Below are 26,435 nucleotides of genomic sequence, written 5' to 3'. Positions count from 1 at the left end.
CGCCGGTGGCCGCGCTCGCCCCGCCGGTGGCCGCGATCCGGGTGGCGGTCCGCCGCGCGCTGGCCGGTCTGCCGTCCGGCGGTCCGGTACTGGTCGCCTGCTCCGGTGGTGCCGACTCGCTGGCGCTCGCGGCGGCCACCGCGTTCGTGGCGCCTCGGCTGGGCCGCGCCACGGGGCTCGTCACCGTCGACCACGGCTTGCAGGACGGCTCTACGGAGCGGGCCGAGGGTGTGGCCAGCTGGGGGCGGGAGGTCGGGTTCGCGTCGGCGACGGTGGCTCGGGTGGAGGTGGCCGGGCGTCCCGGCGGGCCGGAGGCGGCCGCGCGCGAGGCCCGCTACCAGGCGTTGACCGAGGTCGCCCGGCGGCAGAACGCGGTCGCGGTGCTCACCGGGCACACCCGCGACGACCAGGCGGAGACGGTGCTGCTCGCACTCGCCCGGGGCGCCGGTCCACGAGGACTGGCCGGGATGCCCGCCCGACGGGATCTGGGCGGGGTGCCGCTGCTGCGCCCGCTGTTGGAGATCAGCCGGGACCAGACGCGCGCCGCGTGCGCGGTGCTCGGGCTGAGCCCCTGGCAGGACCCGCACAACACCGACCCGTCGTACGCCCGGTCGAGGGTGCGCGCCGACCTGCTTCCGGCGCTGGTGCGGGCCCTCGGACCGGGCGTGTTGGACAACCTCGCGCGTACCGCCCAACTGGTGGCCGCCGACAACGCCGCGCTCGACGAGTTGGCGGCGACGGCGTTGGCCGCGGCCCGGCACCCGGCGGGTGGACTCTCGGTGCCGGAGTTGGCCGGCCTGGCCCCCGCGGTACGCGGCCGGGTGCTGCACGCGTGGGCTCGTGAACTGGGTGCCGTGCCGGGTGCCCTGTCGTACCGGCACGTCGCCGCGCTGGACGCCCTGGTCCTCCGGTGGCGTGGTCAGGGCCCGGCCGACCTGCCGGGCGGTCTCCGGGTGCTTCGCCACGCCGACCGGTTGGCCCCGGTCGTCCCCGACTGAGGCTTCCGATCAGTCGCTGTGCGCCCGGTCAGTCGCTGTGCGCCCGGTCCCGAAAGGTGGTCCGGTAGCTGTGCGGGGTGGCGCCCACCCGGCGGCTGAAGTGGTGGCGCAGCGCCGCCGCGTCACCGAAGCCGGACTGGTCGGCGACCGCCTCCACGCTCAACGGGGTCTCCTCGAGCAGCCGCCGGGCGAGCAGCACCCGCTGGTTGGTGAGCCAGTCGTGCGGGGTGGTCCCGGTCTCGGCGCGGAACCGGCGGGCGAAGGTACGGGGTGCCATGCCGGCGCGGGCGGCCAACTCCTCCACGGTGATCGTCCGGTCCAGGTGACCCATCAGCCACTCCAGCACCGGTTCGAGGGTGGTCGCCTCGGGCGCCTTCGGGATGGGCGCCTCGACGTACTGGGACTGGCCGCCGTCGCGGTGCGGTGGGACCACCATCCGGCGGGCCAGCCGGGTCGCGGTGGCGGAGCCGTGCTCCTGGCGGATCAGGTGCAGGCACGCGTCGATGCCGGCCGCCGTACCGGCACTGGTGAGCAGCCGGCCGTCCTGGACGTACAGCGAGTTGCAGCGCACCCGGGCGCGCGGGTGCCGGCGTTGCAGTTCGTCCACGTACCGCCAGTGGGTCGTGCACTCCCGGTCGTCGAGCAGCCCGGCCTCGCCGAGCAGGAAGGCCCCGGAGCAGACGCTGAACAGGTGCGCGCCGCGGGCGTCGGCCCGGCGTAGCGCGTCGAGCACCGGGCCGGGGACGGTGGTGCCCTGGCTGTGCGCGGGGATGGCCACCAGGTCGGCCTCGTCGACCGGGCCGAGGTCCGCGTGGGGGGTCAGGTGGAAGCCGGACGAGGTACGCACGGGAGCGCCGTCCGGGCTGCACACCTGGAAGCGGTAGGCGGGAAAACCGTCGGCTGTCCGGTCGGTGCCGAACACCTCGGCGAGGACGCCGAGCTCGAAGGGGGCGACCTGGTCGAGGGCGAGGACGGCAACTGACCGCAGCATGTGACGAGGGTAACCCGACAGGTGGCAGAAAATCGATGAGCAATGGCATTTCTGCCACTGTCCCGGCGCTCCGAGTGGCCGCAGACTGGTCTCAGTCCGGTGCGCACCGGCGGCGAAAACGACAGCAACCATGCGAAAGCGAGCGCCGCCATGGAGTTCCTGCTCTTCCTCCTGTTCCTCGTCTTGCTCGTCGCCGCCTCGGCGGCCGGCCTCACCGCCGACAGCCACGATTCGGCCGACTGGAAGCCCAGCGACGACGGTCGCCGCTGGCGGTCACGCACCAACTGACGTGGTTAGCGTGATTTGCGCGGAAAATCCTCGGCGGGACCGCGCCAAAAGGTGCGGCCCCGCCGACGGAGGCCATCCGACGTACGGCAGGCTAGGAGTCATGGCTGACGGCTCCTGGTACGACGCCGACATCGACCACGTGATCATTTCTGAGGCGCAGATCCGCGAGAAGACGGCGGAGCTGGCCAAGCAGGTCTCCGCCGACTACGCCCACGTGAGCGACGGGCTGCTGCTGGTGTGCGTACTCAAGGGCGCGGTGATGTTCATGGCGGACTTCGCCCGGGCGCTGGGCCGTAACGGCCCCCCGGCGGAGCTCGACTTCATGGCCATCTCGTCCTACGGGCAGGGCACGACCTCCTCCGGGGTCGTCCGCATCCTCAAGGACCTGGACCGGGACATCGCCGGGCGGCACGTGGTCGTCGTCGAGGACATCGTCGACTCCGGGCTCACGCTCTCCTGGCTGCTGCGCTACCTGGAGTCACGCTCGGCGGCGAGCGTCGAGGTGGTCGCCCTGTTCCGCAAGCCGGACGCGGTGAAGGTGCCGGTCCCGGTGAAGTACGTCGGCTTCGACATCCCCACCGAGTTCGTGGTCGGGTACGGCCTCGACTTCGGTGAGCGCTACCGGGAGCTGCCCTACGTCGGGGTGCTCAAGCCCGAGGTGTACGCCCGCTCCTGACGCGGGCCCCGCCCCCTCGGGGTGCCCCGAGCAGCGCCGCGAGGTCGACTCGCATCGGCATTCATCAAGCCGACGTTCAGCGCGCTCTCAGGTGATGCGGTTACCGTGGAGCACGGTGGCCGGGAGGTTACTCCGGGCTCGACCCCCTCGATCGCGTGACCGGGCGTTCAGGTGGCCGAGCCGGACTCCCCGCCACGCCGGTCTCTACCCGGACCCGCCGTACGTTGGTTGCGGGGCTGGTGGGCCTGCCCACGGTGCGTGCCGTCGATGTCGAAGGCGCGCCGGGTGCGGAGGGCTCGCAGGCCCGCTGCTGGCGTACATGGTCTTTTGAAGGTGCACGACTGCGGGGCTCGCAAGCTCACTCCTCGCGTACACGGTGTACCGTCGAATGACCGCGGCGCGGCAGTTTTCGCGCCTCGGGGTCGAGGCCGGCCCGCACGGCGGCTCCGGCCGCCGCTCACCGCGGCGACACCATCAGACGGTCAGGACGTCGATCAGGAGGATGCGGGCGCCCCGGCGCTCGACAACAGTATGGAACGTACGCGTTTCTTCCGCCGACCGGTGGTCTGGATCATCCTGGTCATCCTCGGCGCCGTTGTGCTCAGTCAGCTGTTCACCGCTGGTCCCAGCTACCACCGCGTGGACACTTCCGTTGCGCTCGATCAGCTGCACACCGCCAAGATCAATAAAGTCGTCTTCCAGGACAAGGAGCAGACGCTCCAGCTGGATCTCGCCCAGAAGACGAAGTTCGGCAAGACCGAGACCAACAAGATCGAGGCTCAGTTCCCGTACCAGGCTGGCGACCAGATCTGGAACGAGGTGCTGGATGCCAAGGCGGCCAACCGCGTCACCGGCCCGGCCGACGCCAAGGTCTCCTCGGACAGCATCTGGGTAAGCCTGCTGGTCAACCTGCTGCCGATCGCGCTGCTCGTGCTTCTGCTGCTGTTCTTCATGTCGCAGATGCAGGGCGGCGGCTCCCGGGTGCTCAACTTCGGCAAGTCCAAGGCCAAGATGATCACCAAGGACACTCCGAAGACGACCTTCGCGGACGTCGCGGGTGCCGAGGAGGCCGTCGAGGAGCTGCACGAGATCAAGGACTTCCTGCAGAACCCGGCGAAGTACCAGGCCCTGGGTGCCAAGATCCCGAAGGGCGTGCTGCTGTTCGGCCCGCCCGGCACCGGCAAGACGCTGCTGGCCCGCGCGGTCGCCGGCGAGGCCGGGGTGCCCTTCTACTCCATCTCCGGCTCCGACTTCGTCGAGATGTTCGTCGGCGTCGGCGCCAGCCGGGTCCGTGACCTGTTCGAGCAGGCCAAGACGAACGCCCCGGCGATCGTCTTCGTCGACGAGATCGACGCCGTCGGTCGACACCGCGGCGCCGGCATGGGCGGCGGCCACGACGAGCGCGAGCAGACGCTCAACCAGCTGCTCGTCGAGATGGACGGCTTCGACACCAAGGGCGGGGTCATCCTGATCGCCGCCACCAACCGGCCGGACATCCTCGACCCGGCGCTGCTGCGTCCGGGCCGGTTCGACCGGCAGATCCCGGTGGACGCCCCCGACATGGAGGGCCGCAAGGCCATCCTGCGGGTGCACGCCAAGGGCAAGCCGTTCACCCCCGACGTCGACCTCGACTCGGTGGCACGGCGTACCCCGGGCTTCAGCGGCGCCGACCTGGCCAACGTGATCAACGAGTCGGCCCTGCTCACCGCCCGTAAGGATCAGCGGGCGATCTCCAACGACTCGCTGGAAGAGTCGATCGACCGGGTGATCGCAGGTCCGCAGCGACGGACCCGCGTGATGAGCGACCAGGAAAAGAAGATCACCGCGTACCACGAGGGTGGGCACGCGCTGGTCGCCTGGGCGCTGCCGCACGCCGCGCCGGTGCACAAGGTGACGATCCTGTCCCGTGGCCGCTCGCTGGGCCACACCCTGGTGCTCCCGACCGAAGACAAGTACACCCAGACCCGCGCCGAAATGATCGACACCCTGGCGTACGCGCTGGGCGGTCGCGCCGCTGAGGAACTGGTCTTCCACGAGCCCACCACCGGTGCCGGCAACGACATCGAGAAGGCCACCCAACTGGCCCGCGCGATGATCACGCAGTACGGCATGAGCTCCAAGCTCGGCGCGATCAAGTACGGCACCAGCGGGGACGAGCCGTTCCTCGGCCGCAACATGGGCCACGAGCGGGACTACTCGGACTCGGTGGCCGCCGAGATCGACGGCGAGATGCGGGCACTTGTCGAGCTGGCGCACGACGAGGCATGGGAGATCCTGGTGGAATACCGGGACGTCCTGGACAACATCGTGCTCGAGCTGATGGAGAAGGAGACCCTCTCCACGGCCGACATGGCACGGATCTGCTCCCGGGTGGTCAAGCGCCCGCCGCTGGCGCCGTACAACGGCTTCGGCAAGCGCCAGCCCTCCACCGAGCCGCCCGTGCTCACCCCCGCGGAGAAGGACAAGCTCAAGGCGCAGGCCCAGGCCGACGGCGCGCAGGCGGCGGTCGGCGGTGGGGCACCGTCCAACAACTCGGACGGTACGCACTGAGCAACGACCCGACGGCCAGCTCCCCCCACCGGGAGCTGGCCGTCTCCGCGACCGAACCCGACGGCGACGACGAGCTCGACTACGTGGCGGCGCGGCTGATCAGCGGCAAGCTGACCGGCCGCCCGGTCGAAGACGCGGTCGACCTCGGCCGGATCGAGAAGGCCGTCCGGGAGATCCTGATCGCGGTCGGCGAGGACCCGGACCGCGACGGACTTCAGCAGACCCCGGCCCGCGTCGCCCGCGCGTACGCCGAGCTCTTCGCCGGCCTGCGGGTCGACCCGGCCCAGGTGCTCAGCACCACCTTCGAGGCCAACCACGAAGAGCTGGTCATCGTCCGGGACATCGACGTGATGAGCCTCTGTGAGCACCACCTGCTGCCGTTCCGGGGCAGCGCGCACATCGGCTACATCCCCGGCCCGGACGGGCGGATCACCGGCCTGTCCAAGTTGGCCCGACTGGTCGAGGTCTTCGCCCGTCGACCGCAGGTCCAGGAACGGCTCACCTCGCAGGTCGCCGACCTGCTGATGAGCAAACTGGCACCACGCGGGGTCGTCGTCGTGCTGGAGTGCGAGCACATGTGCATGGCGATGCGCGGCATCCAGAAATCCGGTGCCAAGACCATCACGTCAGCCGTACGCGGCATCCTGCAATCCGACTCCAAGTCGCGGGCCGAGGCGATGGCGTTGATCATCCCCCGCTGACCCCCCGACGCACCACGGCCGGCCGACACCCCACCGGGGAACGGCCGGCCGACGCGTTCCCGGGGACTGGTCAGCCAGCGAGCAGAGCCAGCAGCAGACCCGCCGTGGCCAGCACCGCCGGCACCAGACACACCAACGCGCCGAAGCGCACCGTGCGGTCCAGCCGCTCGCTCGGGGCCACCCGGAACAGCCGCCCGATGCCGATCCAACCGGCGACGAACGCGACCGCCGGCATCGGCAGCCCACAGATAAGCGCCGCCACGGTGGCCGGCCCCACCCCCGTCGCCGCATACACCGCGAGCTGGATCAGCGGCACCAACAGCGCGAACGGCCCGTACACCAGCAGGTTGCGCGCTCGTGCGGGCCACGACCCCGGCCGGAGCCGACGGCGCGCGGCCAGCGCCGCGTCCGCCGCCTCGGCCCGACCCCGCGCGGCCCGCAGCGCCGCCAACACGGCCGCCGGGCCGCCCGCCATCGACCGGGCCGCCTCGGTCAGCTCCGGCGGCGACGGCACCAGCGAGATCGCCGGTACGCCCAACTCCCGCAGCCGGTCCTGCTGACTCGCCAACCCGGTGCGGACCACCGTCAACTCCTCCCGGGCGGCCTCCGCCGACCGGGCCTGCTCACCAGCGGCGGCAGCCGCGCCACGGCGTACCCCATCCAGCTGACGGGCCGCGGCCAGATACTCCGCCCAGGCCGCGCCCGGCTCGGCCACTGCCGACGTGGCGTCCCGCTGCCGCCCCGGCCCGGTCACCGTCGCGTTCGGATCCACCTCGACACCCCCCACGCGCGCCACCCGATCAGCCGGCCTCGTCGGCGAACGGCACCAGGACGGTGCCCCGCTCGCCCGGACCGTCCCAGAGCACCGCCCGGTCGGGCCGCGCCTGCCACTCCACCGGCCGACCGAAGACCGCGGTGAGCTGCGCGACCGGCACGTCCAACACGGCCACCGCGACCAACTTGTCGACCTCACCCGCCGGCTCGAACAGCGCGGCGAACGGCGGCACCGCACGCCACCAGCCCAACAGATGCCTCCCCGCCGGGGGGCCGTCCCGCAGAAGCGACCTCAGCCGCTCCACCGGCAGATCCCGAGCACCCGGCCGGTCCAACCCGAAGACCACCAGGTACGTCGGCAGGTCGTCGACCGCGTCCGCGAGCAGCGACGGCAGCTCCACCAACTCGGCCGAATGCCGGGTCGCCAACTCGGCCGTCAACGCCTCAGCCAGCGCCCGGGAGCCCGGATCCGGTGCCGCCACCAGGAAGCGGGCGGTGCCCGGCGCGTGGTGCGCCGACGCGCTCCGGGCCGCCGTCGCCAACAGCCCACCCGCCACCGTGCCCGAACCCAGCACCGCGAGGTTGCGCCCGGCCGCCGGCCCCAACGGTACGGCGACCGTCGAGCGGGCCACGTCCACCGCACGGCCCAGCAGCGCGGCCGGCCCGTGCGCCTGCCCCGCCAAGGCCGCCCGGTACCGCGGATCGTTGCCCAGCAGCGGTCGGGCGTAACCGGCGAAGACCACCGGCGGCACCGACCCGGCCGGCCGGGCCGCCCACAACTCGTGCCGCAGCTCCTCCACCACCTCCGGGTGGTCCTGCGGATCAGGGTGACGGATCAACCGCTCGTGACCCCGGATCGCACCCCGAGGACCGCCGAGCCCGCCGGCCGTGTTCACCACGGCGCTGCCCACCGGCAGACCGGCCGCCGAATCGTTCGTCGGCTCCAGCACCGGACTGCCACCGGGCAGCGCCACCCGAACCGGAAACTGCCCCAGCACCGAATCCCGGTGACCGGCATCGGCGCGCGTACTCAACCCCAACTCGCCCGCGCCCGCCAACACCAGGTGCACGCCGTACGCCCGACCGGCCCGGGCCAGCCCGTCCAACTGGGCGGCCACCTCGGCGGCGAGCCGGTCCCGCTCCGCGAAGATCAACGGCACATTGTCCAACACGCAGACAATCCTCGGCAGCGGCTGGTGCTGACGCAGCTCCGCGAAGCGTTGCCCGCCGGCCCGGGAACCCGCCTCCGTCCGGCGCTGAACCTCGGCCGTCAACTCGTCGAGCAGGTCCCGGACGTACTCCCGGTCGGCGGCCATCGCGGCCGCGCGTACCTGTGGAATCCACGACCGGTCCCGCTCGGTCTGCAGAAACTCCACGAAGGACTCGCCGGCACCGAGATCCGCCAGGTAGAACGCCAGATCGTCCGGGCCGTACCGGGCGGCCAGGCCGAGCAGCGCGGTGGTCAGGAACGCCGCACGCCCCGCCGCGGACCGGCCACTCACCAGCCAGTGCGGGGTCAGCTCGGTGAAGCCCAGCGACACCGACCGACCGCCGGCATCACCGACGGTGGTGGTCAGCCCGTCCGCGGAATCCGACTCCCACAGCCGCTCACCCGTCGGCGGCAGCAGAGCCCCCAACGCCAACCGGGAACCCGCCTCCACCTGCTCGGCGAGCCGTCGACAGACCGCGTCGACCAACTCTGCCGGTGGATCCGACTCGACGAAGACCGGCGAGTTCAAACCCCCCGGCGGATCGGCGCCCGGACCGGCGAACGACGCCCCAGGCGGGTCGCCGAGCAGCGCGTACGCGTTCCGCAGTGCCAGCGGCGTCGTACGCGGCAGCGGTGCCCGAGCCGAGTACGGGCCGGCGGGAGGCCAACCCGCCACCACCAGGTGCAGCCCCGCGGCCGGCCCCTGCTCGGCCAACGTCTCGATGCGGGCCAGATCGCTCGGCCCGGTCGACTCCGGCAGCGCGGCCACCACCAGCAACAGGGTGCGATCGTGACGGCGCCGCCCACTCGCCCCCGGCGTGACCCACTGCTCCGCCTCGGTCAGCACCGCGCGCAGACCCGCCACGTCCACCGCGGGCGGCGACAGCAGGCCCGCGTCCGCCAGCGCCCCGAACGGCGTCAGCGCAGCCCCGGTGGCATCCACCGCGCGAATCAGCAGCGCGCCCGCCGGTGCCGCACCCAACAACCGCAGGAGTACGGCCCGGAGCAACCCCGCCACCCGTGGCTCCCGTGCGTCGGCGTCCACGCTGAGGTGACCGGTGCCGACAAGCGGCACCAATGCGGGGAAGCGTGCGTCGTCCAACGGCGCGGCAGTGCCGACCCGGACGAACGGCGGGGGAGCATCACCCGCCGGAGAGTCCACAGTGAGCGAGTCCAGTGCCGCGCCCGACCAACCCGGCGCCAGCAACGCCGCTGCCGTCCGCAGCCGGTCGGCCACCTCGTACTGACGGCGTTGATCGGCCGGCGCCGGTCGCGTCTCGTCCAGGATCCCAGCGGCTGCCGTTGCGACGGCCGCCGCCCGACGGTGCAGGGCTGCGGCGCGGTTCGTGCGAGCATTCGGACCGGCCACCGCGTCCACCCCCTCTACCCGAGGCTGGCAACCCCTCCCCGAGCAGAGACGGTATCCCAGCCGAGGGCACTCCTCCGGGAGGTGCGTCGGCGCTGCGCCGGTGTTGTCGTGGATCTCACCGGTGGGGAGGGGTCCGTCACGATCCGCTGGATCTGAGGCATTGGCTCCGGAGCGTCCAGCCGATAACGTCAGGAGGTGGAATCAGTGCAGCCCCCCGCCGGTTCCCAGGTCTCCCGCGTACCGGCCCAACGGACCCCGTCCGAGCAACTGCCGCCCGCCCCGGCAACGCCGGCACCGCAGCCGCCCCGCCGTCGGATGCGGACGGTGCTCACGGTCGTCGCCGGAGTGCTCGCGCTGCTCTGTCTTGGCGGGGTCGCGACTGCCTACGTGTGGTACAACCGCGCGGCAGCACCGGATCGCAGCACACCCGACGTGGTTGTGATCAACTACCTTCAGGCGGCACTCGTCTCGCGGGACGCGAACCGAGCAAAGCTGTTTACCTGCGATGGCGCGGTCGCTTCGGTCGATAAGTTTGCTGCAGAGGTAGTCGCGCGAGAGCAAGAATTGGGCGTCTCGTTTTCGATCAATATCGAAGATGTTGCCGTTTCCGAATCCGCTTCCGACGCAGTTGTGACCGCTGTTGTCCGGCGAAGCGCCACAATTGACGGGATCCATCAGAGCTTGGCCGACAGGTGGCGATTCGATGTGGAAGACAGGGACGGCTGGCGCGTCTGCTCCGGCTCTCAAGTCAGCTGATTCTCATTCAATCCAGAGCAGGTGAACCGGGACCTCCAGGGTGGTGGGCGATTGCCCACGCCAGGCCCACCGGTACCACTCCACTTCGGGGGTGATGCGGACGCAGATGTCCCCCTCGGCTCCGGAGTAGGTCTCGGTGACCGCTCGAAGGTCACGGTGCTCCACGCCGCCCTCGACGTGCACCACCCGCCGACCGGTGACGGCGTCCGCCTCGAAGACCGGTGTGGGGGTGCGGTGCGCCGGGCCGTCCAGTGAGACCAGCCGGATGCCGGTTTCCCGGGGACCGTCCAATCCTGGTCGGCTGCCGACGGTTTCCACCCAGACCCGCTCCACCGGCACCAGCGGCGCGAACACCTCGACCTGGTCGGCTTCGGCCCGGTACCACTCGTGCTCGGGGATCACCGGCACGTAGGTCCGGGCGCTCTGCACCACCCGGTCGTCCGCGCGTAGGTCGCCGCGCCAGCCGAGCCCCGGCAGCCCGACCAGTACCCGTCGGCCGCGCAACTCCACCCGCTCAGTTGCGGGAACGATGGCCAGCGGTCGAGGGGGCTGCGGTGCCCAGTCGGGCTGGTCGGCGAACGGGTCGGGCATCGGTCCGGTCATGCCGGTGGTGGCCTCACTCCGCGGCGCGCAGCGGGGCACCCCGCTGGCGCATGAACGGGACCGGGTTCACCGCGCCAGACGCGTGGCGGTCGTTGCGCAAATGCACCTCGAAGTGCAGGTGCGGGCCGGAGGAGTTGCCGCTGCTGCCTACCTTGCCGATCACCTCGCCGGCCGCCACCATCTGACCTTCCTCGACGAAGGGCTTGACTACCATGTGGCAGTACCGAGTGATGTTGCCGCGGGCGTGCAGCAGGTCGACGAACCAGCCACAGCCCTTCTTGCCAGGGAATCCGTCCACGTCGCAGTCCTGCCGGCCGCGATAGTCCTCGTCGCAGGTGGCCACCAACACCCGACCCGCCGCTGCCGCACGGATCTCGGTGCCCTTGGCCGCGCCGATGTCGACGCCGTCGTGGCCGGGTCGGCTGGCTGTGCGGAAACCGGAGCCGACATTGCCAGGGATCGGTGCGGTCCAGCCGGAGGCGGCGATCTGGCCCCGCTCGGCCGCGTTGCACACCGCTTTGCCGTCGATTTCGACAGTGCGGGCCGCGCCACCGGCCAGCGCGTCCACGAGGCGGCTGGCCAGTTCCTCGTGTTTGGCGTACGCGTCGGGGTAGGCGCTGATCTGCACCCGCTGCGCGACCGTGGTCAGCGGTCGGCGCTGCCAACTTCCCACCTTGACGAGCTTCTCGTAGAACTTGCGGGCCGCGTACGCGGGGGTCAACCGCTCGGGAACCGAACCCCACCCCGGCCGCTGCTGGAACAGGCCCAACGAGTCGTGGTCCGCGCCGACGCCCTCGTGCGGCAGGGCGAGGGACTCGGGCACGCCGCTGTTCGCCAGGTTACGCAGGGCAGACTCCTGCATCGCGGTGGCGAGCGCGATCACCCAGCCCCGCGAGGGCACGCCCATGTCCTGGCCGACCTTGATGATGATCGCGGCGTTGCGAACCTGGCTGTCGCCGTACTCGGTGAACCGCGGTAGCTTGCCGGCGATATTGACCGGCCGGACCGGGCCGCACTCCAAGCCTGCCAGGGCGTCCCCGTTCTCGGCGTCGTCGCCACCTAGCCCGGTGAGGAAGAAGGCGGCGGTGCCGCCGGCGCAACAGAGCAGGAGCAGCATCCCGGTGAGCAATGCGGCGATCACACCGAGCCGGAGGGGCCGGCGGCGGGCTCCGGCGTTACCAACGTCGTTCACGGCCGCTCCCAGTCCAGAACGTCGACCAGCCAACCACTGTCGGAGGTGACCAACTCCAGCCGGAGCTGGCCAGAATCAAGGGGCAGCAGCAGCTCGACGAACGTCTCGGTCCGCTCCCGCATGGTTGGCGGCCCGGTGACCTTCTCGGCGGGCACACTCCCAGGCTCGGCGCCGGTCAACTTCTCTCTCAGCGCTGGCGTGGAGAGCGGCCGTAGGCCGGCCTGCCACTCTTCGGTGGTCATCCCGGGACGACCGAGCCAGGCTGCGGCGAAGCGGTCGGCGGTCTGCTCGGGCGTGCGGGCGCCGGGCGACGTCACGGGTGACGGCGGAGTTGCGCTGTTGAGCAGACCGTCGTCGCCGGCCGTCGGATCCACGGTGATGATCGGCCCATCCGGCCGGCTGCTCAACCCATCGGCTGAACCCGCCGGGTTGGAGATCAGGCGGGCTGCCCCGAGCACGCCGACGACCACCACCCCGATCACCAGCGCGATACCCAGCCGGGACCGCAGGGCCCGGGTGAAGAGAAACTCCAGTGCCCGTCGCATCACCGTCACCGTGCCTCTGAGCGCACCCGGGGTCCGGTGCGATCCGGTGCACGATCGGTGGAGCCGGGCCGGTAGACCACAAACGACGGATTTTCCGCAGGCACGTCCGGCTCGGTCCAGGTCGCCGGCTGCCGACGCCGAGGCTGCGGTGCGACCGGGCGTCCCCGGCCACTGCGTTCCTCCGCCGGCGCCTCGTCGGGCCGCTCCCGACCGTCGGGGCGCACCGCCTCTGCACGCCGGTCCTCGGCCACAGCGGTGGGCACCGGCGCCGGGTCCTCTCGCCTCGCCTCCGGCCGTAGCCGGGTCTGCTCCGCGTCGGGTGACCGTCGGCGCCCGCCCACGGGCTCAGCCGTCCCCCCAGGCTCCGCCACGTCCAGCCGCGCGGCCGTCCGCATGTCGCGGAAGAACCGGCGGTGCCAGGACCCGGCCGAGCTGACCGCCTCGCTGCTGTCCTTGCCGCCAAGTTGAGTGATCCGCCGGTACGGCCGCAGCAGTAGCCATCCGACCACCCCACAGAGCCAGACCAGCACCACCTGAAGCCAACCCGGCATGGTGGGAGTGCTCATGATCAAGTCGACGGCAAACAGATAGATGGCCGCCCCGGTGCCGAAAATGGCGATGTTGAACAATGCGGCAACGACGGCGTTTGCCAACCGCCGCAGACCAGCGCTAGCCGGCCGGAGTAGACCGATGGTACCGAGGATGGGTGCCGCAATCACCGCCCACCGGAAGATCAGGAAGCCCAGCAAGACCAGCAGCGACGCGGTTAGGTCGAACATCGCGAAGAGTACGGCCGCGAGCACGGCGATGAAGCCTGCGCCGACCCGGTCCATATCCCGCACACCCTGGAGGTACTCGTACGCCTCTGGATCCTCGGCCTCAATTTGCTGCGCAACCCGTGCCCACTGTTGCTGCTTAGCCTTTATTGTCGCAGTTCGGGCGGCCGAGCTGGCGCGCATAGATTTGGCTTCGCCCCACGTTAGAGATTTCGCATCGTAAAGTGCGGGGCCGTACTTGAGCGCGGTCTCGCTGTCGGCCGAGCCGAGAACGCCCCGGAGCCAGTTCCGGTAGAGCATTGTCTCGGTAGCGGTATCGCTGGCCCGGACAGCAGGAGTTCGAAGATCTTTGCAACGGCTGGGATCGATGCAACGTCCTGGGTCCGGTTCCTTCGCCTGCGGTCCAACGGCGTCGTGCACTACCCCGAGGCTCGTGACGAGTGCACCGTCGGCAATATTGGCCGACTTCACCGGCCAGGCTGCAATCGCGGTTACCGCAACCATCACCAGCAGCGCCCAGCCTGCGGTCGTCATCGCGTTGCTCATGTCTGACTGCCGAGATCGCCAGAGTAGGTAGAGTCCCACCACACAAAGGGTGACGATGCCGAATACGCTGAATACCTTTTGGTACACGGCCTTGGTCGCCTGCTCGACCAGTGGGTCCGCCCAACCCCACATCGAACCGGGATCCCAGGCGCGCTCTCTGAGTGCGTTCGACGCACCGATGATTGCTGTGGCAGCCATGAACTCGCCATTGGCGACGGTTGTGGTGAACTTGTAGTCCGGATGTAGCACACTCGAGGCGCAGCCGCCGTCGATGTCGTAGGTGTTGTAGCTGTAGCCCCCGTAGCCATAGAGGCTGTAACGACCAGCTATTCCATTCGCCGCGTCCGTTGGTGGTGCGGCCGCGAACCAGCCGGCGAGCCCGGAGTCCGGCGCGCCGGGGGTTGGCGCGTTACGACACTTGACCTCGTCCTCGCTGATCGCTTGGAGTTTCGCGACGCAGGCGCGGAAGTCGGCTTGCCATTCGGCGGTCGTGCATAGGTCGGCGCGGGCCTGGGCGGCTGCGGGCGGTGCGGCGGCCGCGGCCTCCGCGCCGATCAGCGGCCAGGTGAGGCTGGCTCCGGCCAGTACGCCGAGGGCGAGCAGGAACGACACGATCCTGGCCCGGGCCCCGGGGCGTGGGTCACGGCACTTCGCCTCGGCTTGACCGAGGACCCTGACCCAGGCCCTAGCCATGTCACGCCTCCAGATCCGGCAGGGGGATGCTCGGCAGCACTCCGGCCGCCGCGGCGATCGCGGCGGGCGTCGTGTCGAGGTGGTCCAGCAGTCCTTCGACGTACGAGACGTCGACTCGAACCTTCTGCACCCGGCCGTCGACGTCGCGCATCACGAACTCACGGAAGCCGAGGCGGGAGGCCGAGCTGGTGTCGGCGGCGGAGAGCGAGGCGAGCGTTGCCTCGTACCCGTCGTTGACGGGCACCCGCAGCAGCCGCAGCGCCTCGGAGGCGATCTCGGCGTCCTCGGCGATGCGGCCGACGAAGACGGTGGAGACGAGGTTCTGCACGTCGAGGCCGAGGATGTCGCGGGGGTTCTGCGAGGCGACCAGCGCGGCCAGGTTCCACTTGCGGGAGTCGCGGGCGAGCCGGACCAGGAAGGAGCGCCCGGACCGCCAGCCCTCCATGAAGTGTGCCTCGTCGAGGCCGACGAGTTTGCGGGACGACATCGAGCCGCCGTAGCAGCGGCGGACGGCGAGCCGGTGCGCGGTGTGCAGCATCGGCAGGGCCAGTGCCTCCTCGGCTGACCAGTACTCTCGTTCGATCTTGAGGTCGGGCAACCGCAGGCCGGCCATGGTGATCACGGTGAGTGCCGCGTCGGCACCGAGCAGGCCCTCCGGCGGTCGGCCGAAGAAGAGCATGGCCAGGGGCATCTCGGCGGTGTCCAGCAGGAGGTTGGCCAGTTCCTTGCCGGCATCGTCGTCGAGCCGCCCGAGGCAGCTCACCACGTCGTCCAGGGTGGAGGTCTCCTCGGCGGGAACCTGGCGGACGGCGTGCCGGAACAGGGTGGCGGTCGACGCCTCCCTGGCCACCTGCGGCGGAACGAGCATCATGCAGATGTCCTGGACCAGCATCCGCCGCTCGGCCCGAGCGTTGGAGACCGCGATCTCGAACTCCCGGTCGCCGGCGGCCCCGGTGCCGAACTCGCTGCGCAGTGGCGTCGGGATGAGCGAGTAGGGCGCCAGGGTGCCGTGCTCCGAGCCGGTCAGGTTCAACACCCGGGAGTACGGCCGCAGCTCGGGCATCGCGCACAGTCGGGCCAGCGGCCCGGACGGGTCGAGCAGGGTCACCTGGACACCTCGCCGGGCGGCCAGGTAGCCCAGGGCGCCGAGCAGGGTGGACTTACCACCGCCTGGTTCGGCGACGAAGACCGCGAGCCCGGAGCGTTCCCGGACCTCCATGGGAAAGTGCAGGTCGAGGAAGACCGGGCGGCGGCAGGTGCCGGCGGTCCGGCCGATCAGGTCGCCCCGCCGGTCGCCCACGTTCGACGCGGCCTGGGGGAGCGCGGCGGCGAGCAACGGCACCGGCATCCGTCGGACGTAGCCGGTGTTGGCGATCGGTTCGCCGGGGATGAACTCGCGGGCCAGCCAGTCCTGGTTCTTCGGGTGCTGCAGCGAGATGCGCAGCTCCCGGGAGTAGAGCTGGATCAGCCGGCGGGCCCGCTCCAGGCACTCCTCCCTGGTCCGGCCGCCGACCGCGATCCGGTGCCAACCGTGCGCACGGGCCGAGTCGACCGGCAGGCCGGTGGTCATCTCGTCGCCGATCACCAGGGCGCGCTTGGCAAGTCGTTCCAGCTCCGGGGGCGCGTCGATGCCGTGCTCGGCGTAGTCGAGCTGTTGCGAGCGGATCATCCGCAGCCGGTGTTCGAGATTACGGAACGAGTCACCGGAGCCGAGGATGTCGACGCGAGTCGAGATTTCCATCGGCCAGGGCAGCCGCTCGTGGAAGTGCAGCCAGGGCTCGTGCCGTTCCGGGATCTCCAGTGGCTCCATCCGGCCGACGGCGAGCACGGCCACGTGCCGTTCCTCGCCCGTCATCCGGTTGACCAGCTTGACGGTCGAGCCGTACGGGGTGCGGTAGCGCTCGACCTGCTCGGTCATGGCGAGCAGGTCACCGCGCTCCCAGCGCCCGTCCGTGACGGGGGAGAGGGTGCTCGGCGGCGACATGCACAGCGCCACCGAGCGGTAGAGCAGCCACTCCAACTCCTGGGCGGTGACCCGTCGACCGCGCATGCCGAACGCGCCGAGCACCTCGTCGAACTGTTCGACGGTGCGGCCCAGCTTGCGGCGTTCGCCGTCGGCGGTGCCCCGCCCGAAGGTGCGCAGCAGCCGCTCGGTGAGGGAGTCGCCGAGGGACCGGCGGGCGAAGGTGACGCCCAGGTACGTCTGCCCCTCGGCGTGGTTGACCGCCATCAGGTGTCGTTGGGCGGCGACCAGGTGGTCGGCCCAGCCGGTGGTGCCGGGTACGTCGGGCAGGGGTGCCGACGTGTGCGTGTCGATGGTGCGCGCCCACTCGTCGGCGGGGAACGGCCGGGTGGTGCGGCGCAGGTGCAGTCGGAAGCCGGCCAGGCCGGCGTACTGCTCGGAGATCGCCGACAGCAGCGCCTCACGTTCGGCGTCCGGCCGGAACGCCCAGCGGACCTCGGGCAGCCAGTACCAGGCGGTGACGGTGTTCGGAGTGAAGGTCAGGTGGCCGGCGATCTCGGTGATGGCCAACTCGACAGACGGATCCCGATCCCCGAATTTGATCTTCGGAGCGCGTACCCGGGTGGGTTTGACGGGTCGGTCCGGTCGGCCCGCGGCGCGCTGTCGGGGCGGGGCGACCTCCTTCCCGGCGGGTCGACCCGGGTCGGTGGCCCGGCGGGCCGTGCGCTCCAGAGCCGGCCGATCGGCGGCCGCGATGGCCGGCTGCTCCGGCGAAGCCGCCGGCCGAGCCGCTTGAGCCGCCGGTCGGGCCTCTTGAGGCGTCGGCTGGGCCGCTTGAGCCGCGGGTCGGGCCGTGGGGCGGCCGTTCGGCAGGGTGCTGGCCGGTCGACCAGCGGGACCGGGGACCACCGCCGGCGACCCACGGTCGGCGGTCGGATCGGACCCGTCCGGCGGACGGTGCAGGGGCCGTCGATCGCCGGCCTGATGCGGCACTCGGGACTCGCTGGGCGGGTGCCCGCCGCCGTGCCGTGGCTCGACGGGCCGCCCGCCGCTGCCGGGATTGTCAGCGGGTGTCCACGGTGGCTCCAGCTCGCGAGCCGGCGCCGAGCTGGCGGTGGGTGGCGGCTGATGCGGAATCGCCGGTTGCTCCCGCGTGCCCGGGCCAGCCGTGACGGCTCGCGCCGAGCCGGGCCGCGCCCCGCCGAACAGGTCCAGGAAGGGGGAGTCGATGTCGGCGTTCTCACCGGCCGACACCGCGGTGGGCTCGGCGGGTGGAGTGCGGCGGGGAACCGGCCGGGGCGCCTGGAAGACGCCGACGGCACCGTGGCCGGGCGAGGTCACCAGCGCGGGGTCGAGGGCGACTTCGTCCTCGTCCTCGGTGTAGTCGAACGAGTGCGCACGGTGACCGGTCGGCGCACCGGGGCGGCCGGCCGGGGAGCCCGGCGTGGAGGAGCGGCTCATGCGACCGCCTCGGCGACTGTCGGCAGAACCCTGCCCATGTCCTGCGACGGACCGTTCGACGCACGTCCGGTCATGCCAGCTCCTCCCGAATCCTGATCCGGCTGCCGACCAGGCGCGGGTCGCGCTGCTCGACCGCCGGCTCCCGGGTGCGTCGCCAGTCGGTCAGCGCGGTGCGGATGACCACCCGCGCCGGCCGGTCGGGGTCGACGTGCCGGAAGATGAACGACGTGGTCACGATGGCGAGCGCGATCTCCCAGGCGGGGAATAGCTCGACCGTGAACGTGAACAGCCAGTGGATGAACATGTAGAGGGGGACCAGCAGGATGAAGAGCCCGTACTGGGCGTAGGGCAGGTGGACCGGAAGGGTGTAACCGGGCGGCCCGAGGTAGACCAGGCGTGCCCGGTAGATGTCGTCGTCGGTGCGCAGCCGCATCTGGTGAACGCGCCTATTCGAAGATCAGGTCGATCAGGTAATCGCCGACGAAGAAGAGTGTTGCCGCGCCCGCGATGAAGGCGAGCCCGACGATGGCGATCGCGGAGCTGGTCAACACCTTGGAGATCTCGCCTCGGCTGGCGCGGCCGATGAAGATGACGCCCAGGACGGCGAGCAGGATCGGCGCGATCTTGCTGGCGAAGAAGGTGACGACACTGTTCGTGTCGATCCCCTTCGGGGCCGGCTCCGCGAGCGGAGTCGACGCCAGGGTGGAGAGCGCGTGGGCGACGCCGGACGACGCCGTCTCCATGAGCTCGTAGGCGATCACTGGAACCTCCCCATAGCGCGGCCGGCGATGCCGCGGCGGTGCAATAGGCAGACCTGGCGGGAAAAGTGCTCCACAGAGCATGGCGTTCTTGACCCTGTGTTCGTTACTCACCACGGAGGGTGGCGAGGTTTGGGCGGTTTTCCCCCGCTTCGGCCCTCCCTCCAAGCTTCGCCATCTCGATGCTGGCCAATTCCAAAGCGTACGGGCCGCCCCGGATTGCGACAAGCCGCGAAGGGGCTGCCGGATACTGCCCGGATGACCGATCGTACACCTGTTCTAATCGGCACGTCAGGGGTGGTGGTGCGAGGGCGACCCAGGCCGCTGGGCACCGCTGCCGCGACCGGTACCGTCTAGTCGTGACCGATCTGGTGCGGGCCTCGGGCCCGGTGGTGATGGGCGTCCTCAACGTCACACCGGACTCCTTCTCCGACGGCGGACGGTACGCCGACCTGGACGCCGCCGTCGGACACGGCGTCCGTCTGCGCGACGCCGGTGCGCACCTGGTCGACGTGGGCGGCGAGTCGACCCGTCCGGGCGCCGAGCGGATCGACGCCGCGACCGAGGCCGACCGGGTGTTGCCGGTCATCCGCGAGCTGACCGCCGCCGGTGTCCGGGTCAGTGTCGACACCAGCCGCGCAAAGGTGGCCGAGGCCGCCCTGGCAGCCGGCGCGGCGGTGGTCAACGACGTCTCCGGTGGGCTGGCCGACCCGGACATGGCCCGCGTGGTCCGCGACGCGCACTGCCCCTGGGTCCTGATGCACTGGCGCGGGCACTCCCGGGCGATGCGCGAGCTGGCCACCTACGGCGACGTGGTGGCCGACGTCCGAGCCGAACTCGCCCAACGGATCGACGAGGCGCTGGCCGCCGGGGTGGCCGCCGACCGCCTCATCGTCGACCCCGGGCTCGGCTTCGCCAAGACGGCCGCGCACAACTGGGAGCTCACCGCCCGGCTGTCGGAGCTGCTGGATCTCGGCTACCCGCTGCTCTTCGCGGCCAGCCGCAAGTCGTACCTCGGCGGGTTGCTCGCCGCCCCGGACGGCACGCCGCGACCGACCGCCGAGCGGGAGGCGGCCACCGTGGCCACCAGCGTGCTGGCGGTCGCCGCCGGAGCCTGGGGCGTCCGTGTGCACGACGTGCGGGCCACCGCCGACGCGCTCGCTGTCTGGGCCGCGACCGGCAGCCCGCGCCTCGCCGTGGCACCGCACGACCAGGGCCGGGCGCTCCCCGACCACGAGCAGGAGGTACGGCGATGACGACGGACCGGATCCAGCTGACCGGCCTGCGGGCGCGGGGCCGGCACGGGGTGTACGACTTCGAGCGCGAACAGGGGCAGGACTTCGTGGTCGACGCCGTCCTGGAGCTGGACCTCGCCCCGGCCGCGGCGAGCGACGACGTCACGACCACCGTGCACTACGGCGAGTTGGCCGAACAGCTGGTCGCCGTGGTCACCGGCGAGCCGGTCAACCTGATCGAGACCCTCGCGGACCGGCTCCTCGCGGTCTGCCTGGCCGACGAGCGGGTCGACACCGCCACGATCACCGTGCACAAGCCGGAGGCGCCGGTGCCGCACACCTTCACCGACGTGGCCGTCACCATGACCCGGACGCGTGCCCGGTGACCCAGGCCGTCCTCTCGCTCGGCAGCAACCTGGGCGACCGCCTGGAGCACCTGCGTACGGCGGTCGCCACGCTGGGCGACGCGGTGCTCGCGCTCTCCGGGGTGTACGAGACTCCGCCGTGGGGCGACACCGACCAGCCCGCGTACCTCAATGCGGTGGTGTTCGTCCAGGACGAGACCGCGGCCCCGCGCGACTGGCTGGAGCGGGCCCGCGACGCGGAGCGCGCGGCCGGCCGGGTCCGGGATCCGCAGCGGCGGTTCGGGCCGCGCACCCTGGACGTGGACGTGATCGCGGTCTGGGGTGACGACGGCGAGCCGGTGCTCAGCGACGAGGAGGAGCTGACCCTGCCGCACCCCCGGGCGCACCTGCGCGCCTTCGTGCTGCGTCCGTGGATCGACATCCAGCCGTACGGTCGGCTGCCCGGTCACGGCTGGCTGACCGACCTGCTGACCACCGGCCCCGTGGCGGACGAGGCGTTGGAACTGCGTCCCCGGCCGGAGTTGGCGTTAGAGTCGACGACATGACCGAGCGGAACCGGCCGGCATGACGCAGGCCAAGCCCCCACCCCCGGGCGGGTCGGACCCGGATCGGTCTCGGATGGGCCCGACCCGGATCTCGACCCTGGTCGTTGCCGGCCTGGCCGCCGCGGCGGTGGCCTGGCTGCTGATCAGCACCCTCTACTACAGCGGCATTCCCCGACTGCCCTGGCTGCCGGTGGTGACGTTGGCCGGGCTCGCCGTGCTGGAGGCGTACGCCGCCATCAACACCCGGGGCCGGATCGAGCGCAAGCCCGGCCGGGACCCGGTCAACCCGCTGATGGTGGCCCGCTTCGTGGTGTTGGCCAAGGCGTCGGCGCTGGCCGCGTCGATCTTCGCCGGTTTCTACGCGGGGCTCACCGGCTGGCTCTTCGTGGAGACCACCCGCGCCGCGCTGGACGACCGTCCGGCCGCTGGCGGGGGGCTGCTCGCCGCACTGGCCCTGGTCGGCGCCGCGCTGTGGCTGGAGCGCTCCTGCCGGGTGCCGGAGCGGCCGGACGACGAGCGCGAGCAGGACCCACGGGAGAGCCGCCCCGGCCAGCGCTGAGCAGGGGGTTACGCCCGGCTGCGGGCGCGGGTACGGTGCCTGCGATCGGAGAGCGAGGGCCGCCCGGGGTCCGTCCGCGCGCCGGACTGGGGACGGTCGGCCACTGGGGAGGCGGCGTGATGGGGTACGAAGAAGCGGGCCGGGACCGGTCGGCCGAACCCTCGTCGGGGGTGCCGTCCGCCGTTCTGGAGAACGTCTTCGACGACCCCACCCACGGTGAGCCGGGCCGGGACCGGATCGGCGTACACGTGGGGTGGGAGCTGCTGCTGTTGGTCGGGCTGGCGGCCGTGGGATGGCTGCTCTGGCAGGACGACCCGGCGGCCCTGCGCGACGGCAACCTGCGCACGCTGCTGGTCGACGCGGTCGGGCTCGGGTTGCTCGCCCTGGCCGCCGGGGTGAGCCTGCGTACGGCCGCTCCGAACCTGGCCGTCGGCCCGGTCGCGGTCGCGGCCGCCCTGCAATACGCCGAACAGGGTGACCGGGGCCTGCCGGCGTCGATCGGCCCGGCCGTGGCGGTCGCCGCGGTGGGCGGGCTGGCGCTGGCGCTGGCCGTGGTGGTCCTGCACGTGCCCGGCTGGGCCGTCAGCCTGGCCGGCGCGGCAGCGGTGGTGGTGTACATCGAACGCCGCTCGGCGCCCGTGCTGGTGCAGGGCGACTACGACCCGGGGCGCAACGCCGGGTACCTCTTCGCCGGCTTCGCCGCGGTGGCCGCCCTCGGCGGGCTGTTCGGTGCGATCCGGGCGATCCGCCGGCTGGTCGGCCGGTACCGGCCGATCGCCGATCCGGCCCGTCGGCGGGGCGCGGTGGCCGCCGCGGTGACCGCCGTCGCGCTGGTCGTCTCCACGGTGCTGGCGGCTCTCGCCGGCGTGCTGCTCGCCGCCAACGATCCCGAGCCGGTGGCGCCCACGTCGGGGCTGGACTGGACGGTGCTGGCGATCGGCGTGGCGCTGCTCGCCGGCACCAGCGCGTACGGCCGACGGGGTGGTGTGTTCGGCACGGTGCTGGCGGTCAGCCTGGTCGCCGTCTTCCAGGTGTACGCCCCGGAGCGCGGCTGGACGCTGAGCAACTGGGAGGTCGGCGGGGCCGCGCTCGGCGTCGGGCTGCTGGTCACCCGGCTGGTGGAGACGTTCGGGAGACCCCGACCCGGCAGCGTCGACATGCCCGAGCCGGTCAGCGACGGCACGATCAGCTCGGGGTGGACGATGCCGCAGCAGCAGTCGGTCGACAACTGGCCTCCCACGTTGCCGACCCAGGCCGCGCCGCAACCGGTCGACCCGTGGCGGGATCCGCGTTGGGAGGACAGCCCGCGTCGGTGGGACACGGACGAGCGGTGAGCCCTGTCGCGCGAGCGGTGAGTTCCGTCGCGCGAGCGGTGAGGCCCGTCGCGCGAGCGGTGAGCCCGTCGCGTCCGCCGAGCCGTAGCTGATCTCGACCGATAGGCTCGGCGGCATGACCGACACACCTGCCGCCACCCCCGGCGGAACCTCATTCGAGGAGCTTGACGCGCTGTCCACCGAGGAGCTGCGGGAGCGGGCGTTCGCCCGGGCCCGGGAGCGTCGGGACGTGGGTTTCTACTGGTCGGTGCTGCGCCACCTGCCGAACGCGGACGAGGCCACGGTGCTGGACGGCGCCCCGAACTCGATCGGCCCCACGATCGACGAGGCCAACGCGCTGTGGCGGGAGCTGACCGGTCACGGTTACGAGGAGTCGGCGCCGCTGCTGCGGGCCGCCTTCATCGACTACCTGATGAAGCACTGAGCCGCTCCGGGCAGCCCAGGTCCGCCCGAACCACCGGTTCGGGGCCTGGGCGGATCGCGTCGTTCGTCCACCGTTCCGGCCCGGTCGGCCGCTACGGCACGGCCGCCGGCACCGGCGCGCTCGCCGTGTTGCTGCTGGTCGGCATCTGCGGCAGTCCGGCGTACGCGGGCTGGGCCGCCGCCCAGACCGACCCCGACTCGGGCGGCGCCTTCTACGCGCGCCTGCTCGCCTGGCCGGCCTGGCGGCTCGACGCCGACGGGCAGGCCGGCGGGTTGTTCGCCGCCGACGTGCGTGCCGTACTGCTGGTGGTCCTCGCGGTGGCGCTGCTCTATTTGTTGCCGGCCGCCCAGGTCGCCCGGGTGCCCGGCCCGGTCAGCCAGTTCTTCTCCGGCTGGGCCGCGTACGTGCTGGCGGCCGGGCTCGCTGCCGTGCTGGCGGCACTGTTGGGCCCGGCACCGTCACTGCTCGGCGCCCTGCAGGACGCCAGCACCGGCGCCGGCTACGGCTTCCTCACCGGGTGGATCATCGGCACCGCCAGCCTCGGCGGACGAGCCTGACCGGACGAGCCTGACCGGACGAGCCTGACCGGACGAGCCTGACCGGACCGAGGCAGCCCAGCCGACCGAGGTTGGTCAGCCGGTCGGGCGGCCGAGGTCGAGGAGGCGCTGTCGGCTGAGCGCACCCACCGGGCGGCCGGCGTCGGTCACGATGAGCCGGTCCCGGCCCGAGGTGAGCAGGACCGCCAACGCGTCGTACGCCGAGCCGTCCACGGCGACGGTGGGCAGGTCGGCCGCCGCCTCTCCGGGCACCGGCTCCAGCGACTCCCGGTCGAGCGGGGTGACCGCCAGCCGGCGGATGCCCCGGTCGGCGCCGACGAACTCGCGGACGAACTCGGTGGCGGGTGCGCCGAGCAGGGCGGCCGGTGTGTCGTACTGCTCCAGGTGCCCGCCCGCGGAGAGCACCGCGATCCGGTCGCCGAGTCGCACCGCCTCGTCGAGGTCGTGGGTGACCAGCACGATCGTCTTGCGCACCTCGGCCTGAAGGCGGAGGAACTCCTCCTGGAGGCGGGCCCGGACGATCGGGTCGACGGCCGAGAACGGCTCGTCCATCAACAGCACCACCGGGTCGGCGGCGAGCGCCCGCGCCACCCCGACCCGCTGCCGCTGACCGCCGGACAGCTCGTGCGGGTAGCGACCACCGAACTCGGCCGGGTCCAGCCCGACCAGGTCGAGCAGCTCGTCGACCCGCGCCCGGGTCTGCCCCTTGGGCCACCGGAGCAGACCTGGCACGGTGGCCACGTTGGCTCGTACCGTCTGGTGTGGGAAGAGGCCGACGTTCTGGATCACGTACCCGATTCGGCGGCGCAGCCGCACCGGGTCGGCGTCGGTGACGTCCTCGTCGCCGAGCGTGATGCGGCCGGCGGTCGGCTCGATCAGGCGATTGATCATGCGCAGCACTGTCGACTTGCCGCAGCCGGACGGGCCGATCAGCACCGTCAGCTCGCCGGCCCGGACATCCAGGCTGAGTTCCCGGACAGCCTCGGTGCCGTTCGGGTAGCGCTTCTGGATGCCCTTCAGGGAGATCGACGCCGCGCGAGGGGATTGGGCCACGTTGGCAGCCTCCGGGGTAACGTCCACGTATGTCCTTCCGCCTGAGCTACCGGGCCGACCCGGGTAACCCCTGGTTCTCCTGGCAGTACGTGCGGGACAACTCTGACACGATCCTCGCCGCGCTGCGCGAACACGCCTCCCTCACCGGGCGGGCGGTGTTGATCGCGGTGTTGATCGCCCTGCCGTTGTCCGTGCTGGCGTACTGGGTCCGTCCGCTCGCCGGTCCGATCCTCGCCGTCAGTGGCGTGGTCTACACCATCCCGTCGTTGGCGCTCTTCGCGTTCATCGCGCCCTACCTGGGCACCGGGGCGACGACGGTGCTGGTCGGGCTGGTCCTCTACGCGTTGCTGCTGATCGTGCGCAACGTGGTGGCCGGCCTCAACCAGGTGCCTCCCGAGGTCCGCGAGGCCGCCGAGGGCATGGGCTACGGCCGGTGGCGTCGCCTGTTCCGGATCGACCTGCCGCTGGCGCTGCCGGGCATCGTGACCGGCGTACGGCTGGCGACCGTCTCGACGGTGGCGTTGGTCACGGTCGGGGTGCTGGTCGGGCACGGTGGACTCGGGCAGTTGATCTTCGCGGGCTTCCAGAACAACCTCTACAAGGCCGAGATCATGACTGCCGCCCTGCTCTGCGTGGCGCTCGCGATCGTGCTCGACCTGCTGCTCATCCTGGTCGCCCGACTGGTGACCCCCTGGTCCAGCCGGAGGGCACGGTGACCGTCGCGGAGAACCCGGTCGGCCAGGCGATCACCTGGATCAACGACCCGCTGAACTGGACCAACCCGGGCGGCCTGCTGGACCGGCTCGGCGAGCACCTGACGATCTCGGCCCTGGCGGTGGCGCTCGGCTGCCTGGTGGCCTGGCCGCTCGGGCTCTGGCTGGGGCACCTCGGCCGAGGTGGTGGCCTCGTGGTGCTGATCTCCAACGCCACTCTCGCCATCCCCACGCTGGCGCTGCTGACCATCCTGCCGGTGGTCTTCGCCAGCGGCTTCGGAAAGACACCGGTCGTGGTGGCGCTGGCGGTGTTCGCCGTGCCGCCGCTGCTGGCCAACGCGTACACCGGGGTGAGGCAGGTGGATCCGGAGGCCCGCGACGCGGCCCTCGGGATGGGTCTGTCCGGCGGTCAGCTGCTGCGCCGGGTGGAGTTGCCGCTCGCGGTGCCCTACCTGGCGGCCGGGTTCCGGACCGCGGCGGTCCAGGTGATCGCGACCGCCGCGCTGGCGTCCTTCGTCAACGGCGGCGGCCTCGGCCAGATCATCCGGAGTGGCTTCGGCATCGGCATCGCGGCCGGCGGTGGGCAGATCGTCGCCGGCGGTGTGCTGGTGGCCGCGCTCGCGCTGCTGGCCGAGGTCGTCCTCGGCGGCGTCGAACGGCTGGTCACCCCGAAACCGCTGCGGCGGGGGCGGCAACGTCTGGGGCGGCCCCGAGCCGCCGACGCCACCGGGAGCGCCTGACCCGTCCGGGTGAGCCTGCGTCGAGCCGGCGACCCACGCCGCACCGATCGGTGACGATGA

Annotated in this window: 26 protein-coding genes; 15 read left to right on the top strand and 11 right to left on the bottom strand. The window is 71.8% G+C overall.

Going from position 1 to position 26,435, the window contains the following annotated elements; translation table 11 throughout:
- Positions 1 to 5 precede the first annotated feature (5 nt).
- The gene (tilS, locus tag AB0J33_RS11045; protein ID WP_363612175.1) at positions 6 to 998 is read left to right on the top strand and encodes a tRNA lysidine(34) synthetase TilS; all 993 of its coding nucleotides are present in this window, start codon (positions 6 to 8) and stop codon (positions 996 to 998) included.
- A gap of 28 nt (positions 999 to 1,026) precedes the next feature.
- On the opposite strand, the gene AB0J33_RS11040 is transcribed toward tilS, so the two are convergent.
- Entirely contained in the window at positions 1,027 to 1,989 is a 963-nt protein-coding gene (locus tag AB0J33_RS11040; protein ID WP_363612173.1) for a helix-turn-helix domain-containing protein, read from the bottom strand.
- 99 nt (positions 1,990 to 2,088) lie between these two features.
- Between AB0J33_RS11040 and AB0J33_RS11035 the strand changes: the two genes are divergently transcribed.
- From AB0J33_RS11035 to folE, 4 genes are all read left to right on the top strand, one after another.
- Positions 2,089 to 2,277, top strand: a complete 189-nt coding sequence (locus AB0J33_RS11035; protein ID WP_363612417.1) for a hypothetical protein — start codon at positions 2,089 to 2,091, stop codon at positions 2,275 to 2,277.
- Positions 2,278 to 2,377: 100 nt separating this feature from the next.
- Complete coding sequence (gene hpt, locus AB0J33_RS11030; RefSeq protein ID WP_363612171.1) at positions 2,378 to 2,953, top strand: hypoxanthine phosphoribosyltransferase; 576 nt, start codon at positions 2,378 to 2,380, stop codon at positions 2,951 to 2,953.
- A gap of 531 nt (positions 2,954 to 3,484) precedes the next feature.
- On the top strand, positions 3,485 to 5,503 hold the full coding sequence (gene ftsH / locus AB0J33_RS11025) for an ATP-dependent zinc metalloprotease FtsH (RefSeq protein ID WP_363612169.1): 2,019 nt from the start codon (positions 3,485 to 3,487) through the stop codon (positions 5,501 to 5,503).
- A gap of 35 nt (positions 5,504 to 5,538) precedes the next feature.
- Positions 5,539 to 6,204, top strand: a complete 666-nt coding sequence (gene folE / locus AB0J33_RS11020) for a GTP cyclohydrolase I FolE (RefSeq protein WP_091403265.1) — start codon at positions 5,539 to 5,541, stop codon at positions 6,202 to 6,204.
- A gap of 70 nt (positions 6,205 to 6,274) precedes the next feature.
- On the opposite strand, the gene AB0J33_RS11015 is transcribed toward folE, so the two are convergent.
- Both AB0J33_RS11015 and AB0J33_RS11010 read right to left on the bottom strand, forming a co-directional pair.
- Complete coding sequence (locus AB0J33_RS11015) at positions 6,275 to 6,958, bottom strand: hypothetical protein (protein ID WP_363612398.1); 684 nt, start codon at positions 6,956 to 6,958, stop codon at positions 6,275 to 6,277.
- A gap of 46 nt (positions 6,959 to 7,004) precedes the next feature.
- Positions 7,005 to 9,566: an FtsK/SpoIIIE domain-containing protein gene (locus tag AB0J33_RS11010; RefSeq protein ID WP_363612167.1), complete on the bottom strand. Its 2,562-nt coding sequence runs from the start codon at positions 9,564 to 9,566 to the stop codon at positions 7,005 to 7,007.
- A gap of 315 nt (positions 9,567 to 9,881) precedes the next feature.
- On the opposite strand from AB0J33_RS11010, the gene AB0J33_RS11005 reads away from it, so the two are divergent.
- Positions 9,882 to 10,313, top strand: coding sequence for a hypothetical protein (locus AB0J33_RS11005; protein WP_363612165.1), 432 nt, complete (start codon positions 9,882 to 9,884; stop codon positions 10,311 to 10,313).
- Positions 10,314 to 10,316: 3 nt separating this feature from the next.
- On the opposite strand, the gene AB0J33_RS11000 is transcribed toward AB0J33_RS11005, so the two are convergent.
- The 7 genes from AB0J33_RS11000 to AB0J33_RS10970 form a co-directional block, all read right to left on the bottom strand.
- Positions 10,317 to 10,916 carry a hypothetical protein gene (locus AB0J33_RS11000; protein WP_363612163.1) on the bottom strand — a complete coding sequence of 200 codons (600 nt, stop codon included), beginning with the start codon at positions 10,914 to 10,916 and terminating at the stop codon, positions 10,317 to 10,319.
- A 13-nt stretch (positions 10,917 to 10,929) separates the two neighbouring features.
- Positions 10,930 to 12,033: a M23 family metallopeptidase gene (locus tag AB0J33_RS10995; protein WP_363612396.1), complete on the bottom strand. Its 1,104-nt coding sequence runs from the start codon at positions 12,031 to 12,033 to the stop codon at positions 10,930 to 10,932.
- 71 nt (positions 12,034 to 12,104) lie between these two features.
- Entirely contained in the window at positions 12,105 to 12,662 is a 558-nt protein-coding gene (locus AB0J33_RS10990) for a hypothetical protein (RefSeq protein WP_363612161.1), read from the bottom strand.
- A complete protein-coding gene (locus AB0J33_RS10985) occupies positions 12,659 to 14,668 on the bottom strand; it encodes an MFS transporter (protein WP_363612159.1) in 2,010 nt (669 codons plus the stop codon). Before AB0J33_RS10985 ends, AB0J33_RS10990 begins: the two co-directional genes overlap by 4 nt.
- 1 nt (position 14,669) lies before the next feature.
- Positions 14,670 to 18,092, bottom strand: a complete 3,423-nt coding sequence (locus AB0J33_RS10980) for an ATP-binding protein (RefSeq protein WP_363612157.1) — start codon at positions 18,090 to 18,092, stop codon at positions 14,670 to 14,672.
- 70 nt (positions 18,093 to 18,162) lie between these two features.
- Positions 18,163 to 18,525: a hypothetical protein gene (locus tag AB0J33_RS10975; RefSeq protein WP_151488070.1), complete on the bottom strand. Its 363-nt coding sequence runs from the start codon at positions 18,523 to 18,525 to the stop codon at positions 18,163 to 18,165.
- 13 nt (positions 18,526 to 18,538) lie between these two features.
- A complete protein-coding gene (locus AB0J33_RS10970) occupies positions 18,539 to 18,853 on the bottom strand; it encodes a hypothetical protein (RefSeq protein WP_355005962.1) in 315 nt (104 codons plus the stop codon).
- A 356-nt stretch (positions 18,854 to 19,209) separates the two neighbouring features.
- Here AB0J33_RS10970 and folP point away from each other — a divergent pair, with 356 nt between their 5' ends.
- The 7 genes from folP to AB0J33_RS10935 all read left to right on the top strand — a co-directional run bounded on the left by folP (position 19,210) and on the right by AB0J33_RS10935 (position 23,869).
- Positions 19,210 to 20,106, top strand: coding sequence for a dihydropteroate synthase (folP, locus tag AB0J33_RS10965; RefSeq protein ID WP_363612155.1), 897 nt, complete (start codon positions 19,210 to 19,212; stop codon positions 20,104 to 20,106).
- The gene (gene folB / locus AB0J33_RS10960) at positions 20,103 to 20,471 is read left to right on the top strand and encodes a dihydroneopterin aldolase (protein ID WP_363612153.1); all 369 of its coding nucleotides are present in this window, start codon (positions 20,103 to 20,105) and stop codon (positions 20,469 to 20,471) included. The genes folP and folB overlap by 4 nt, the downstream gene beginning before the upstream one ends.
- On the top strand, positions 20,468 to 20,995 hold the full coding sequence (gene folK / locus AB0J33_RS10955; RefSeq protein WP_363612151.1) for a 2-amino-4-hydroxy-6-hydroxymethyldihydropteridine diphosphokinase: 528 nt from the start codon (positions 20,468 to 20,470) through the stop codon (positions 20,993 to 20,995). Before folB ends, folK begins: the two co-directional genes overlap by 4 nt.
- Before the next feature lie 19 nt (positions 20,996 to 21,014).
- A complete protein-coding gene (locus AB0J33_RS10950) occupies positions 21,015 to 21,554 on the top strand; it encodes a DUF3180 domain-containing protein (protein ID WP_363612149.1) in 540 nt (179 codons plus the stop codon).
- Positions 21,555 to 21,673: 119 nt separating this feature from the next.
- Complete coding sequence (locus tag AB0J33_RS10945) at positions 21,674 to 22,888, top strand: ABC transporter permease (RefSeq protein WP_363612147.1); 1,215 nt, start codon at positions 21,674 to 21,676, stop codon at positions 22,886 to 22,888.
- A gap of 115 nt (positions 22,889 to 23,003) precedes the next feature.
- Positions 23,004 to 23,312, top strand: coding sequence for a hypothetical protein (locus tag AB0J33_RS10940; RefSeq protein WP_279515403.1), 309 nt, complete (start codon positions 23,004 to 23,006; stop codon positions 23,310 to 23,312).
- 125 nt (positions 23,313 to 23,437) lie between these two features.
- Positions 23,438 to 23,869, top strand: a complete 432-nt coding sequence (locus AB0J33_RS10935) for a hypothetical protein (RefSeq protein WP_363612145.1) — start codon at positions 23,438 to 23,440, stop codon at positions 23,867 to 23,869.
- A gap of 75 nt (positions 23,870 to 23,944) precedes the next feature.
- On the opposite strand, the gene AB0J33_RS10930 is transcribed toward AB0J33_RS10935, so the two are convergent.
- Entirely contained in the window at positions 23,945 to 24,922 is a 978-nt protein-coding gene (locus AB0J33_RS10930; RefSeq protein WP_363612394.1) for an ABC transporter ATP-binding protein, read from the bottom strand.
- A gap of 29 nt (positions 24,923 to 24,951) precedes the next feature.
- Here AB0J33_RS10930 and AB0J33_RS10925 point away from each other — a divergent pair, with 29 nt between their 5' ends.
- On the top strand, positions 24,952 to 25,638 hold the full coding sequence (locus tag AB0J33_RS10925; protein WP_363612143.1) for an ABC transporter permease: 687 nt from the start codon (positions 24,952 to 24,954) through the stop codon (positions 25,636 to 25,638).
- Positions 25,635 to 26,375: an ABC transporter permease subunit gene (locus AB0J33_RS10920; RefSeq protein WP_363612141.1), complete on the top strand. Its 741-nt coding sequence runs from the start codon at positions 25,635 to 25,637 to the stop codon at positions 26,373 to 26,375. The genes AB0J33_RS10925 and AB0J33_RS10920 overlap by 4 nt, the downstream gene beginning before the upstream one ends.
- The last annotated feature ends 60 nt before the right edge of the window (positions 26,376 to 26,435 follow it).

The sequence above is a fragment of the Micromonospora sp. NPDC049645 genome (assembly GCF_040675155.1).
In the GTDB taxonomy this organism is placed as follows: Bacteria; Actinomycetota; Actinomycetes; order Mycobacteriales; family Micromonosporaceae; genus Micromonospora.
The sequence above is the reverse complement of the archived record's forward strand: the minus strand, read 5'-3'. Positions and strand labels throughout refer to the sequence as shown.